The organism is Mucilaginibacter sp. 320_HR, assembly GCF_059691875.1.
In genome coordinates, this window is sequence record NZ_JCAWAI010000003.1 from 286,154 (window position 1) to 300,550 (window position 14,397).

Genomic DNA, 14,397 nt, shown 5'->3' on the forward strand with positions numbered 1-14,397 from the left:
AAGTGTAAATGTAGCTTAAATCATTATTCGGCTTATTTGTTTTTTTTGGTGGTGAATAATTTAGCCTGTTAACGAATAAACCTTAACCATCTAAATCACTCTATAGAGTATAAAATAAAACGGGCAGTATAGCAGATTGTATTTGCCGAAGATCTGTCTACCATCAAAAAACAAATAAACGCAATGAAAAAATTACTTTTATTAGCGATAGGCCTGTTTACTCTTGCCGGCGCTGCAAACGCCCAGGATGGCCCACGCCGTTATCCCCGCCGTGTTGTACGGCGCTTACCTCCACAACATCAACGCGTACGCTATGTTGACGATTGGTCGAGGCCTAAAATAGGCATCGCAGGTGGTCTTAACATCACAAACACTGTAGACGCTTACAACTCAGACTTTAGCACAAGCAGCATTGCTGGCGCACATGTGGGCTTAACCTTTGAAGTGCCTATTGCCTATCCGTTCTCTTTTGCACCGGAGTTCCTGTTTTCACAAAAAGGCTACAAGGCAGAAACTGTGGATGGCACCTTCCGCTCGCGCACAAACTTTATAGACATCCCGTTATTAGCTAAATTCCGTGTTACGAGAGGTTTTAACATTGTAGTAGGTCCGCAGCTTACCTTTCAAACCTCAACCCGTAATACTTATGATGACGGCTTCCGCACCATATACAAGGACAATTATGATAACGTGGCCGACAAGAGCTATATATCTGGCTTAATAGGTGTTGGCTTTGATTTGAACCGCAATACAGAACTGCGCTTCAGGTATGCGCTCGATCTTGATCAAAATCGTGGCGATTACAACTCAAGCCTGCCGGATTTCCGTAATCAAGTATTTCAGATTGGTATTGGATTTAAATTCCAGTAAACGTTACTTTATATACAATGAAAGCCGCCAGAAATGGCGGCTTTTTTGTTTGGGTGTTGCGAAAGGCTTGCACCAAACGTACTTATAAAAACGTTTGATACCTTTGCATCCTAAATGAAGATACGCAAGCCGTCCTTATTATTGACACTCGACTCTATGAAAGATCCAAACACAGGATTCTTTTATTTTGGCAAGGCGTTGTTTGAAAATATTACCACTTTCAACAACGGTCGCTTTGATCTGAACTTTTATGTAAAGGATGAGGCAGGTTTTTTTGATAAAAGTTTAAGCTTGATTAAGCTACGTAAATACCACAAAGTGTTTTTTCCGCAGTTCTTTAAGTTTGATATAGTCCACATTAGTGATCAAAATTGCCGACTTAGGCCGTGGAAAGTTATGGGCAAAAAAGTCCTAACTATTCACGATCTTAATCAGCTACATGAAACTATATACTCCGAAAAGTTTAAAGAGGAGTATAAAAAACGCATTTCAAAATGTATAAGTAACTGCGACCGCATCATTACAATATCTGAGTTTGTAGCAAAAGATGTACGTACCAACTATCCTGAATATGCGCATAAAGTCAGCGTGATACACAATGGAGTAGATAAGTTACTGCCGAAAGAAGGATTCACCCCCAGACACATACCTCAGCGACCATTTATCTTCACTTTAGGTCCGCTAAACGAAAAGAAAAATTTTCATGTGTTGCCAGCATTGCTTAAAAACAACAATTTCGAGCTGGTAATTTCCGGCATAACACCCGTCCCGGCTTATACCGACCTTCTGTTTGCAGAGGCAGAAAAGCATGGCGTTACAGACCGAGTTAAGCTGACGGGCATAGTCAGCGACGACGAGAAGACATGGTATTATCAGAACTGCGCCGCGTTTGCTTTCCCTTCGTTAGCCGAAGGGTTTGGATTACCGGTTCTTGAAGCCATGGGGTTTGGCAAACCCGTATTTCTATCAACAAAAACTTCATTACCAGAGGTTGGTGGAGATGCAGCTTTTTACTTTGAAGACTTTACACCAGAACACATGCAGCATGTTTTTTCATCCGGGATGAAAAAGTTCGTGGAGGATGGTATGGCCCAAAGATGTATAAAACGAGCTGAAAGCTTTTCATGGGCTGACACTGCAAGCAAGTACTTGAAAGTATATGAAGAGCTATTAACATAAGCACACCTCGGAGATGTCTATAATTTACAACATATTCAAGCGCATACGGATAAGCTACGGTATAACCGTGTGTAATGAGGTGTACGAACTTCGCTTGTTGATGAATACGCTGCTACCTATAATTGACAAACGTGATGAAATTATATTGCTACAGGACATTACAGCTGAAGACGAAGCGGTTACAAGCCTGATAGCTGGTTACGGCGATAAGATAAAACACATTAAAGCTAAGCTAAACGGTGACTTTGCAACATTTAAAAACAGGTTGATATCTGCTTCGTCGGGCGATTATCTATTTCAGATAGATGCAGATGAAATACCTAAAATATCATTGATAAAGGGTATCAAGCAAGTACTTAGAAAGAAGTATAAGGCCGACTGTTTCTTAGTTCCGAGGATAAACATTGTTGAAGGCCTGACTGCAGATCACATAAAAAATTGGAATTGGATAGTTGATGAGCAAAATCGCGCTAATTATCCTGATCATCAGTTTAGGATATTTAAGCTAAACGGCCGTATAAAGTGGCGCTACAAAATACATGAGGAACTTGAAGGCTTTACAAGGTCATATCATCTGCCCTCAGACACTGAAGAGTGGTGTTTAGTGCATATTAAAAGTATAGGAAAGCAAGTAGCTCAAGATCAGCTTTACAATAAAATAATCAACCAATAACTTCAACCTTGAAAAAAAAGATAGCTTTTATTGTACAACGCTATGGGTTGGAGGTAAACGGCGGTGCCGAGTATCACTGCCGTATATTGGCCGAACACCTTGCAGATAACTATGATGTAGAGGTGCTTACCTCATGCGCAAAGAACTATCTTACCTGGGCAGATGAATATCCCGAAGGTGAAACTATCGTTAATGGAATTCCGGTTAAAAGGTTTCCATCCAACACTATCAGAGACTGGAAAAGATTTCGATCACTTACACGAAAGCTAAAAAAGCGTAAACCATATCAAAAAGTGTTGCGTTTTTTAGGACTGCTTCCTTTTTACGAAAAAATTTTACCGGAAAAAGTTACCGAAGAAGACAATGAGAAATGGGTGAAATGGCAGGGCCCGTATATACCAGGGCTTGTTCGCTATTTGGAAAATAACCACTATGGCTATGACGCGCTTATATTTTTCACTTACCTGTATTATCCAACTATTTTTGGAATAAGAGTAGCCCCGGAAAAGTCAATCCTGGTGCCAACAGCGCATGACGAACCGCCAATTTACTTTCCTTTATTCAGGAAGTTCTTTGAAATGCCAACGGCGATAATCTATAATACTGCAAGTGAAAAAAACTTTGTTAATCGGCTATTCGGTAATGAAGCTATTTACTCTGACATTGCCGGCGTAGGTATAGAGGCACTTGAACCCGCCCAACAAATATCACCATCGGACCTGATCGGCTCAAACTCTGATTATTTAATTTACATAGGACGAGTTGATGGAGGAAAGGGCTGCCAGGTAATGTTTGACCACTTTCTAAGATATAAAAAAGAGCATGGCGGTAACATTAAGTTGGTGCTGGTTGGACAGGCATTTATGAAAATTCCGTCTCATCCTGATATTGTTACCATTGGCTTTGCCGAAGAAGATGTGAAGATCAACCTGCTTAAAGGTGCGTTGGCATCTGTAATGCCCTCCTTCTACGAAAGCCTTTCTATGGTTACACTTGAAAGCATGGCATATGGTATCCCCGTTATTGTAAATGGAGATTGTGAGGTGCTGGACGACCATATCAACGCAAGTAAAGCCGGCTATTCCTATTACAATTATGCTGAATTTGCCTCTGCGGTGAACGAACTGAAAGACTCCGGCCAAAACCGGAGTATCTTAGCAGTACGCGCGAGATTATATGTAAAAAAAAATTACACCTGGCCTGTTGTAAAGGAAAAGTTTGATAGTGCGATCAACTACATTACTGACAGTAATTAATCAGTGTTGAAGGTCTGCATGTCAATCAGCCTTTTATAAAGGCCATCAGCGCTGATCAACTCGTTATGTGATCCGGTTTCCACAATTCTCCCGTTTTCTACCACCGCAATTATGTCCGCATTTTGAATGGTACTTAAACGGTGTGCAATAATTACCGAAGTACGGTTTTTCATTAAATTGTTTAACGCCTCCTGCACCAGTTTTTCAGATTCTGTATCCAATGCCGATGTTGCTTCATCAAGCAGCATTATAGGAGGGTTGTTCAAAACTGCCCTTGCAATACATATCCGCTGCCTCTGCCCCCCTGAAAGTTTAGCACCGCGGTCGCCCACATTAGTATCGTACCCTTTATCGGTCTCCAAAATAAAGTTATGAGCGTTAGCAATTTTTGCAGCTGCTTCTACTTCTTCAGGCTTTACTCCCTTTTTTCCAAACGCGATATTGTTATAAATAGTGTCGTTAAACAATACCGACTCCTGATTTACCACGCCCATCAATGCTCGAAGTGAATTAGCCGTCACTCTCTTGATATCATTGCCATCTACCGTTATGCAGCCGTCTTGTGGGTCCATAAACCTTGGGATAAGATCCATCATAGTAGATTTACCACCGCCAGACGGCCCTACCAATGCAACAGTTTTGCCTTTAGGTATGACTAGATCTACCCCGAATAAAACAGTGCGTTCACCGTACGAAAAACTTACCTTTTCAAATCTTATTGCGTCTTGAAAATCATTTAATTCAACAGCGTCGGGCGCATCTGTTATCTGGGGCTTAATATCAATTAACTCAAGCACGCGCTCGCCAGCGGCTATCCCGGTATGGATGTTACTAAATGAATCTGTTATGGCCTTGGCTGGTCGCATTAATTGTGAAAACACAGCTATATAAGCAACAAAGCCCCCGGGAGTAAGGCCGGATGTATGATTAAAAATCATATATCCGCCATAAAGCATAATTACAGATACCATTGTTATGGAGAGTGCCTCAGACACGGGAGAGGCTAATTGCTGTCGCTTAGCCATTGATCGGGCTATTTGGGAATACCGAATGTTTTCCTCATTGAAGCGATCTTTAACGAAATCTGTAGCGTTGAATGCTTTAACGATCTTCATGCCGGATAGTGCCTCATCCAGATAGCTGATCATATTACTATAAGACTGCTGACCAGCGATAGCCTGAGACTTTAGGCGCTTAACAATGCGTGATATAATAAAGCCAGAGAGGGGCAATACCAATAACGATATAAGAGTAAGCTTTACAGACATCGAAAACAACGCTATCAGAAAACCGATGAGTTGCAGCGGTTCTTTAAATACCACTTGTAAGGTGCTGGTGACTGAAAACTGTACAACTTGAACATCAGACGCTACTTTTGTGATGATATCGCCCTTACGCTCGTTGTTGAAAAACCCTAAGTGCAGGTTCATTACATTGCTGAACACTGATTTACGTAAATTCAACAGGGTGTATAAACGCAGGTTTTCCATTATACGCTGCGAGAGGTACCGGAACAAATTACCCAGGAAAACCGAGGCTACACAAACAGCACAAACAAACTTTAGTGCAGTCCATTTGTCATATGCAGTTAAAAAATAATGTAGGTAGTATTGAAACCATCCGGAAAGATCCAATAAAGATGGTTTACCAGCGGATTGCGCTACAGCTGTAGCGCCTCCTCCAATATCAAAAAGTGTATTTAACAATGGACCGATGAGTACAATAACACTAGTACTAAAAACTACATATAGCAGTGTACAAACAATATAAGGTACTGCGAATCTGCTTATTGGTTTAGCGAATGAAAGCAGACGAAAATAGGTCTTCATTAAAAAGAATAAGTAAGCAAAGTTACAAAATAATTATGCGACGCTTTAATAACGCTTGTTGACCCATAAATTATGGCCACGGCATTATATTTTCACTCACTGCATCTACCTGAATACTATCAAGTGTATCCCCTTCACCTTCTATTAAAGAAACCTCTTTGCCCAGCGGTGCCCATCTGCCCGCGTGGATTGGCCTTTTTGCCGGAAATAATCCGATAGTATTTATACCCAAGGCAGCTGCCAGGTGTAATGGCCCTGTGCCCGACGCAACCAGGCCATCAACTTTAAAAATGAATGCGATTAGCTCATCTAATGACATCTGTCCGGTAGCGTCTGTAACGTTCGATGGTAACGTTTTTAGCCATTCTTTAAGCTGAGTGCTCTCCTTCTCAGACCCGGTAATAAAAATTTGAAACTTGTCCTCGGGTAATACAGCTGCAAGTTGACCGAATTTTTCCAAGCTCCACTCAGCTCCACTACCGTTAGAACAGGGATGAAAAATGATATTCTTTTTTGTTGAACTTAATAAACTTGCTAGTCTTTCGGGTAGTGGTACGGTTGGTTTAAACAAATTGTGAGCTACTATTTCTTTTAGCGTTGGCACCAACTTAAGTCCAAGGGGCTTTAATAATATAAGATTTAATTGTGCCTCATGCAGGTCAGAATTCTTACGACTCAGCCTTACCAGTTTATTGCAGGTAAACCAATGAAAAACGCGGTTAGTAGTACCTATTCTTAATTTTATACCGGCTTGTTTTGCCAGATGGGCAACATGCTTATTTGGGAATACGTGTATTACTGCATCTATGTTTTTGGATTGAAGAAGGCTTACCTGTGCGTCGGTAGTAATAGTAAGCAGATCCGTGTAATCTATATATTCGTCTACATACGCTGAACATTTAATTACAGGTCCTGTATAAGCCTTTCCTAAAAAGGACACTCGAACCCCTGGAAATAACTTCTTCAAATATCCGGCAACAGGCAGTGTTAAAACAACATCGCCAATAGCGTCGGTACGGCTTACTAATATATGGGAAAGCTTATTCACCTTTTTGCCCGGTATTAAGGAAGTACTTATAAAGCACTAATAACGAAATGATATCTTCCTGTTCTATATTAAGGAATTGTTTGACAAAGTTATTTGCATTCTCAATGATATACAAAGCATCTTGTGGCCGCTCCAAATAGTATGTAAGCTTCTCATCAAGATCAGAGTAGTCGTCTTTGATCAAAATGTAATGATGGTCTGGAATAAGCCTGCCTTCCATAAACCATGTTTCGTACCTGGGTTTAGGCATAACGGCAATAGAGTTTGAAGACATTATCCATTTTAAGTTTGTTGCTACATCATTTCCTTCCAGGCTTAAAATAAACTTGCACTGTAAATGTTGTTGTATGCTCAACTTTGGTTTTATCCATCTCGCATCTCCTCCGGCTTTATTTACCTGACCTAAGTCGCAGAAAGGATTATCAAAGTGCTTTTTCATGAACAAGATCCTGTGCGGCTGAGTTACCGCACCCCTACCAATTAAAAGATCCTTTTTTTCTAAATAAGGTGTATTGTCCTTTATAAAATTAAAATGTCGGCTTTTATCGAGCTTTAACAATACCGCGTTGTGGTTGTCCAACCCTATTGGCCTGCTTTTTTGGATAGTAGGCACATCTGCAACATGGGTGACATCCCCAAACAAAAAATTGGCTTTAAACTCTTTGTTAAAGTATCTGGTGAACTCATATGTATCAAAGTTGTATGCCTTCGGACTTTTAAATATCGGCATTTCTTTCAGCGTTATTGCTGATGGGCCTACCGGTGTAATCTTATCGAGTTGATTGTAATAATTTACACGGTCCCCTAAAACCTGCTTATCAAACCTCTGAGTGCTTAGTTTACTAGCTAGAGCGCTCCGGTAAAAAACAGATGGTACTGCTTGCCGTAAGATGTTTTTTACGTAATAAAATGCTTTAACTTTTTTGATACTCCCTCCAGATGACATTGACAGTTGACAAATATAACTATATGGCAAGCCAAACTTTTGTAAATAGATGATACTTTTGTTAAACAACAACATCAGGGATGAACACCGACGCTGCCAAACTAACATCAAACCCGATCGATTTTAAAAAGGTAGCGCGTGCACTCACTATTGTGGAAAACGACCTCAGTGGCGCTAGTGACATCCTTAGGAATCTCACCTATAACAATAAGGTATATATAACGGGTATTACGGGCCCTCCTGGTGCTGGAAAAAGCACGTTGGTTAATGCTGTAATTAGCGTTCTGTTACAAACGGGCAAAAAGGTGGCTGTGCTGGCCATTGACCCAACATCGCCATTCAACTTTGGCTCATTACTTGGCGACAGAATAAGGATGTCTGCACACTTCAATCATCCGGACGTATTTATAAGATCACTTGCTACACGCGGGTCCCTTGGCGGGTTGTCTGCCAAAACTATTGAAATGACTGATGTTCTAAGGTCATCTGGTTTTGACCATATCATAATTGAAACAGTGGGTGTTGGGCAATCTGAAGTTGAAGTTGCCGGCCTTGCAGATAAAACGCTGGTAGTGTTGGTGCCTGAGGGCGGCGACGAGATCCAGAATATCAAGTCAGGGCTAATGGAAATTGCCGATGCATTTATAATTAATAAGGCAGACCGGGAAGGTGCTGATTTGTTTATTAACAATCTGACGAAGATCATTCATCAGAACAATGATAAGACACCTATAATTAAAGCCATTGCCTCAAAGCAGGAGGGAATAAAGGAGATTACAGAATTTATAACAAACGACAATCGTTCAACACCCCGCAGAGAATTGTTGCTGTCGCAAAAAGCATACACCTTAATACAACAACGCTTAATGGCTGCCGTGGATAAAAAAAAGCTCCAGCAAGATATTGCTGAAGCTTTAAAGAAAAAGGAGTTTAATCTTTATAGTTTTATTGACAACTACTTGCCCTGATTCATAATCTGTTCTATTTCATCAGCCTCTACCGGAATGTCGGCCATCAGGTCTATATTCCCATCTTTGGTAATCAAAATGTTATTTTCAAGGCGTATACCTAACCCTTCTGACGGTATATATATTCCTGGTTCACAGGTTAGTATGTTACCAACTTCAAATGGTTTGTACCTGCTGGCATAATCATGCACATCTAATCCTAAGTGGTGGGATGTGCCATGCATAAAGTACTTTTTGTATAAAGGCGCTTTAGGGTCTTGCTTTTCAACGTCGTGCCTGTCAAGCAAGCCAAGGCCAATTAGCTCGCTTGTCATGATTTTGCCTACTTCGTCATGATAATCATTCCATATTGTACCGGCTACGATCATTTGGGTTGCAGCACGCATAACGCGAAGAACAGAATTGTACACCGCACGCTGACGTTCAGAAAAACGGCCGCTTACGGGTATACTGCGTGTCATATCTGCATTATAGTTGGCATATTCTGCACCAAAATCCAATAGTATCACGTCTCCATCTTCGCAGGCCTGATTGTTTTCTATATAATGCAGCACATTAGCATTGTTGCCAGACGCAATAATTGGGTTATAAGCATGCCCGGTTGCACGCTGTCGTGTAAACTCGTGGATAATTTCTGCTTCAATCTCGTACTCGGTAACGCCGGGTCTGGTAAATTTAAGTACCCTTATAAAGGCATCCCGGGTAATAGCACATGCTTTCGACGTAAGCTCAACTTCAATATCGGACTTTATCACCCGGAGATCCCTTAATATTGGTGCCGAGCGTTCGTAGTGGTGTAGTGGATACTTCATACGAAGTTCCTGGTACATCCGCATGTCGCGATATGGAACTGTGTTGCTGTACCTGTCGTTCTCATTGCTGTTTATATATATATTGTCTGCATAGTTAATTATGCCGTGTAATATACTTTCATAATCCTGCAGCCAAAAAATAGCTTGTATACCCGATGTTTGCCTTGCTTCTTCTTTAGTATACTTGTGTCCTTCCCAAATAGCTATATGTTCGCTGGTTTGTCTTAAAAATAGTACTTCTCTGTATAGCGGATTAGGACAATCAGGGTACAATACCAGTATACTTTGCTCCTGGTCTATGCCCGACAGGTAAAAAAAGTCAGGATTTTGCTTAAAAATGAAGTTTTGATCACCACTGCGGGGAAATTCGTCATTGGAGTGAAATATAGCTATAGAGGAGGGCTTTAATCGCGAAACGAAATTTTTTCTATTATTTGTAAATAGCTGTTCATTTACAGGCAGATATTTCATTATTACAAAATATTAATTTTAATAAAAACAATTTATTTTTATTGATTGTAGTAGATATTGTGAATTTTGGAACAAAGTTTGGTAATCGTTTCAAACATAATTACTAATTTTGAAAAAAATCACAATTAAATCGTTTAATCTAAAAACTATGAATTATTCTACATTAAAGAAAACAGCTGCATTATCGTTCGCTGCTTTGTTGACTGCTGGAATTGCTAGTGCTCAAACTGACACTACCAAAACTACCACTACAACAATGTCAACCGACACTACAATGTCATCTGGCACAACCACCGCTAAGGTATTTGGCGGTAGGGGACAGTACAAAACTTTCAGCATTGGTATCAATGGTGGTGTTACTTCACCATTCATCGCTATCGGCGGAACTAACGACTGGACAGATTACAACATCTCTTACGGTTACGGTGTATCATTACGCTGGCAATTGGCCCACTCTTTCGGCTTACAATTAGACGGACACGGTGGTAAAGTAAAAGGCCACAACGAAGACGCAAATGACAACTATGTTGCATTTGGTCAGAGAGCTGGTTTTTCAACCAAATTTTACGATGCAACTTTAAGCGGCGTTGTTAACGTTGCTACTATCGACTTCCTTCGTCGTAAAAACTCAGTTAACTTCTTCGTAACAGCTGGTGCTGGTTTAGTATTCTACAAACCAGGTTTCACTGCTGATCCTGCAGTTGCTCAAAATGGTCCATCTTCATCTTATTTCTACTTTGCTAATGATGCAAACGGAAACCCTGGCCCAGCGCAACAAGACAATGGAAACGCTGACCTGAGAACTGTTAAAGAATTAGTTATTCCAGTTGGTGCTGGTGTTAAATTCCGCCTGAGCGATTCATGGGCTCTTAACTTAGGTTATACCATGAACTTCATTGATGGTGATAACTTTGACGCTACTTACACTAAAGGCTTTACTAAAGACAAATGGTCTTACGGTTACGGTGGTTTAGAATGGACTATCGGTAGCAAAAGCAAACCAAATCTTGATTGGGTGAATCCAGTAGCTATGATGTATGACGAATTGTACGATGCTGCTCTTCGCCAGGAAGTTGAAGCTCTTAAAACTCGTGTAACTAACGTTGAAAACGCAGTTACTGATCTTAAGAAAGATTCTGACGGTGACGGTGTATCTGATCAATTTGACAAATGCCCTAACACTCCTGCAGGTAGCGTAGTTGACGGTGCTGGTTGCGTTATCAACTTCCCTAAAGATTCTACTGCTTCTACTGACGGTGGTGCTGCTTACAGCAACATTCAGTTCGAATTCGATAGCTCAGTATTACGTACTTCATCTTACCCTGTGTTAGATGCTACTTCAGCTGACCTACGTTCATCTGGTAAAACTGTTGAGATTGCTGGTTACGCTTCATCTGAAGGTACTGCTGCTCACAACATGTCATTATCACGTGACCGTGCTAACTCTGTAAAAACTTACTTAGTTAACTCTGGTGTATCTGCATCTAAATTGAAAGTTAAAGGTTACGGTGAAACTAACCCAATTGCTGACAACTCAACTGAAGAAGGTCGCGTACTTAACCGTCGTGTATCTTTCAAACAGAAATAATAATATTAGCAAATAATATTATCGAAAGCCCCGGATAACCCGGGGCTTTCTTTTTTTTACTAATTTTGTGATATGTACTTCTTCAGGAAAAAAGACCCTAACAGGCCAACCAACTTTAATCTTAAAGTGATGCATACTATTAATGCCATCGCTATTATCATGTTCCTGCTTGGTATAATATGGGTGTTAATTAAATACTTTATCCTTCACAAGCAATAGTTAAGCACAATCATGAAAACCATTATAAATACCCATAACGCTCCTGCACCTATAGGTCCATACAGCCAGGCGGTTGCTTTTAACGGATTGCTTTACGTGTCGGGGCAAATACCCATGGATCCAGCAACAGGCGAGATCATTAACACCGGGATTATTAATGAAGCCAGGCAGGTAATGGAAAACCTGAAAGGTATCCTGACTGAAGCTGGCGCAGGCTTCGATGATATTATTAAAACCACCATTTTCCTTACAGATCTGCAAACCTTTACTCAGGTAAATGAGGTTTATGGCTCTTATTTCACTGAAAACTTTCCTGCGCGCGAAACAGTACAGGTGTCAGGTCTTCCAAAAGGTGTAAATGTTGAGATTTCAGTAATAGCAGCAAAATCCTAAGGTACTCGCGTTGAACAGCCAGCACTTTCAAACTCCGGTTGAGTATTTAAAAGGAGTAGGCCTTGCCCACGCCGAAGTGTTAAAAAAAGAGTTAGGCATCTTCATTTTCGAAGACCTGCTTAAGCACTTCCCTTATAAATATATCGACAGAACCCGTTTTTACAAGATTAGGGACATTAATCCGGAAATGCCCTATGTACAAGTGCTTGCAAGATTGGTAAGTAAGGAGGTACTTGGAGAGAAGCATACTAAAAGGCTGGTGGTGCAAGCCAAAGACGATACCGGGTATATAGAACTGGTATGGTTCCAGGGAATAAAATGGGTTGAGAAAACGCTGGTACCCGGCAAAGTTTACGTTCTATTTGGAAAGCCCGGGTCTTTCAATGGAAAGCCACAGATGGCCCACCCGGAAGTGGAACTATACTCATCAAAGGAGTTTAAACAAAAAGGCAACCTTACCTTACAGCCTGCATATAATTCTACAGAAAAGCTTAAACAATTTAGCCTTGACAACAAGGGCCTGCAAAAGCTGATTGGTTCTTTACTTGATATGCACGCGAAGGACATTCAAGAGAATCTTCCGCTGTATATTCTTAACAAATTTAAGCTTGTTGGTCGAGCAGAGAGCTACAGGAACATCCACTTTCCGGATAATCAAACCCAGCTTAATGAGGCAACTTACCGCCTGAAGTTTGAAGAACTCTTCTTCCTGCAATTAAAACTACTTAAGAACAAACTATTACGCACTCAAAAATTCAAAGGGAACATCTTCGGAAGTGTTGGGCACTATTTTAATGACTTCTACAGCAACAAGCTCCCATTTGAACTTACCGATGCTCAAAAAAGAGTTTTAAAAGAAATTCGCGTCGATACGCAGCGGGGCGTACAAATGAATCGCTTGCTGCAGGGAGATGTGGGCAGTGGTAAAACTGTTGTTGCATTAATGAGCATGCTGATAGCTATAGACAACGGGTTTCAGGCATGCATAATGGCGCCTACCGAAATCTTGGCGAACCAGCACTATCAAACTATTAGCTCGCTTATAGGAGATGAGTTCCTGGAAATTGCATTGCTGACCGGGTCTGTTCCACAAAAGAAACGTAAGATTATCCATGAGAAGCTGGAAAATGGCAGCCTTAAAATACTGATAGGTACGCATGCCCTAATAGAAGACAAAGTACAATACCAAAATCTGGGGTTGGTAGTAATTGATGAGCAGCACCGTTTCGGTGTAGAACAACGGGCAAAGCTCTGGAGAAAAAACATCATTCCTCCCCATGTATTGGTAATGACAGCTACTCCTATCCCCCGTACGCTTGCAATGACACTGTATGGCGATTTGGACGTGTCTGTCATAGATCAACTGCCCGCCGGCCGCAAGCCGATAGAGACACGCCACTATTATGAAGCCCAGCGTCTCCGCATGTTTGGCATGATGAAGCAGGAAATTACAAAAGGTCGACAGATCTACGTTGTATACCCTTTGATCGAGGAAAGCGAGAGACTGGATTTGAAAAGCCTTATGGATGGCGTTGAAGTAATGTCCCGCGAATTTCCTTTGCCACAATACCGCATTAGCGTGGTACACGGCAGGCTATCTGCTGCCGATAAAGACTTTGAAATGCAACGCTTTATAAAGGGCGAAACGCAGATAATGGTGGCTACTACAGTTATTGAAGTAGGTGTAAATGTGCCTAATGCCTCGGTTATGGTTATTGAAAATGCCGAACGATTCGGGCTGTCTCAACTGCATCAGTTGCGCGGACGGGTTGGTAGAGGCGCCGAGCAGTCGTTTTGTATATTAATGAGCAAAGATAAGCTCAGCAACGATGGCCGTATACGCCTTAACACCATGGTAAAAACGAACAACGGATTTGAAATTGCCGAAATTGACATGCAGTTGCGCGGTCCCGGCAATATTGAAGGTACGCAGCAAAGTGGTGTGCTCGACCTTAAAGTAGCCGATCTGGCTACGGATCAGCAGTTGCTGATTCAAGCCCGGCAGTGTGTGGAAGACATCTTTGCCCGAGACCCTCAGCTTGCTTTACCCGAGCACCAGGTACTTAATGCTGCTTTTCAGTCAAAAAATGCTGGTTTAAGTTGGGATAAGATTTCCTGACAGCTATATTAGAGAACTATTACCAA

13 protein-coding genes are annotated in these 14,397 nt (G+C 41.2%); 9 read left to right on the top strand and 4 right to left on the bottom strand.

From position 1 onward, the window contains the following. Positions 1-183: 183 nt before the first annotated feature. From AC59GT_RS11805 to AC59GT_RS11820, 4 genes are all read left to right on the top strand, one after another. On the top strand, positions 184-870 hold the full coding sequence (locus tag AC59GT_RS11805) for a porin family protein (RefSeq protein WP_497237818.1): 687 nt from the start codon (positions 184-186) through the stop codon (positions 868-870). A gap of 114 nt (positions 871-984) precedes the next feature. Next, positions 985-2,049, top strand: coding sequence for a glycosyltransferase family 4 protein (locus AC59GT_RS11810; RefSeq protein WP_497237819.1), 1,065 nt, complete (start codon positions 985-987; stop codon positions 2,047-2,049). Positions 2,050-2,062: 13 nt separating this feature from the next. Continuing rightward, entirely contained in the window at positions 2,063-2,722 is a 660-nt protein-coding gene (locus tag AC59GT_RS11815) for a glycosyltransferase (RefSeq protein WP_497237820.1), read from the top strand. Positions 2,723-2,730: 8 nt separating this feature from the next. Then, positions 2,731-3,978 (top strand): glycosyltransferase family 4 protein, encoded by a 1,248-nt coding sequence (locus tag AC59GT_RS11820; RefSeq protein ID WP_497237821.1) that lies wholly within the window; start codon positions 2,731-2,733, stop codon positions 3,976-3,978. On the opposite strand, the gene AC59GT_RS11825 is transcribed toward AC59GT_RS11820, so the two are convergent. The 3 genes from AC59GT_RS11825 to AC59GT_RS11835 all read right to left on the bottom strand — a co-directional run bounded on the left by AC59GT_RS11825 (position 3,975) and on the right by AC59GT_RS11835 (position 7,585). Next, the gene (locus tag AC59GT_RS11825; protein ID WP_497237822.1) at positions 3,975-5,807 is read right to left on the bottom strand and encodes an ABC transporter ATP-binding protein; all 1,833 of its coding nucleotides are present in this window, start codon (positions 5,805-5,807) and stop codon (positions 3,975-3,977) included. The two genes, AC59GT_RS11820 and AC59GT_RS11825, sit on opposite strands and share 4 nt — an antisense overlap. Positions 5,808-5,877: 70 nt before the next feature. After that, positions 5,878-6,855 carry a glycosyltransferase family 9 protein gene (locus AC59GT_RS11830; RefSeq protein WP_497237823.1) on the bottom strand — a complete coding sequence of 326 codons (978 nt, stop codon included), beginning with the start codon at positions 6,853-6,855 and terminating at the stop codon, positions 5,878-5,880. After that, positions 6,848-7,585, bottom strand: coding sequence for a glycosyl transferase family 90 (locus AC59GT_RS11835; RefSeq protein WP_497237824.1), 738 nt, complete (start codon positions 7,583-7,585; stop codon positions 6,848-6,850). Before AC59GT_RS11835 ends, AC59GT_RS11830 begins: the two co-directional genes overlap by 8 nt. Before the next feature lie 296 nt (positions 7,586-7,881). Here AC59GT_RS11835 and meaB point away from each other — a divergent pair, with 296 nt between their 5' ends. Further along, the gene (meaB, locus tag AC59GT_RS11840) at positions 7,882-8,769 is read left to right on the top strand and encodes a methylmalonyl Co-A mutase-associated GTPase MeaB (RefSeq protein WP_497237825.1); all 888 of its coding nucleotides are present in this window, start codon (positions 7,882-7,884) and stop codon (positions 8,767-8,769) included. Here the strand turns inward: meaB and AC59GT_RS11845 are convergent. After that, positions 8,757-10,052 (bottom strand): aminopeptidase P N-terminal domain-containing protein, encoded by a 1,296-nt coding sequence (locus AC59GT_RS11845; RefSeq protein ID WP_497237826.1) that lies wholly within the window; start codon positions 10,050-10,052, stop codon positions 8,757-8,759. The two genes, meaB and AC59GT_RS11845, sit on opposite strands and share 13 nt — an antisense overlap. Positions 10,053-10,200: 148 nt before the next feature. Here AC59GT_RS11845 and AC59GT_RS11850 point away from each other — a divergent pair, with 148 nt between their 5' ends. The 4 genes from AC59GT_RS11850 (at position 10,201) to recG (ending at position 14,371) form a co-directional block, all read left to right on the top strand. Then, on the top strand, positions 10,201-11,640 hold the full coding sequence (locus tag AC59GT_RS11850; RefSeq protein ID WP_497237827.1) for an OmpA family protein: 1,440 nt from the start codon (positions 10,201-10,203) through the stop codon (positions 11,638-11,640). Positions 11,641-11,712: 72 nt separating this feature from the next. Further along, the gene (locus AC59GT_RS11855; protein ID WP_165852078.1) at positions 11,713-11,859 is read left to right on the top strand and encodes a DUF6728 family protein; all 147 of its coding nucleotides are present in this window, start codon (positions 11,713-11,715) and stop codon (positions 11,857-11,859) included. Positions 11,860-11,871: 12 nt separating this feature from the next. Then, positions 11,872-12,252, top strand: coding sequence for a RidA family protein (locus tag AC59GT_RS11860; RefSeq protein WP_497237828.1), 381 nt, complete (start codon positions 11,872-11,874; stop codon positions 12,250-12,252). Positions 12,253-12,262: 10 nt separating this feature from the next. Beyond that, a complete protein-coding gene (recG, locus tag AC59GT_RS11865; RefSeq protein ID WP_497237829.1) occupies positions 12,263-14,371 on the top strand; it encodes an ATP-dependent DNA helicase RecG in 2,109 nt (702 codons plus the stop codon). The last annotated feature ends 26 nt before the right edge of the window (positions 14,372-14,397 follow it).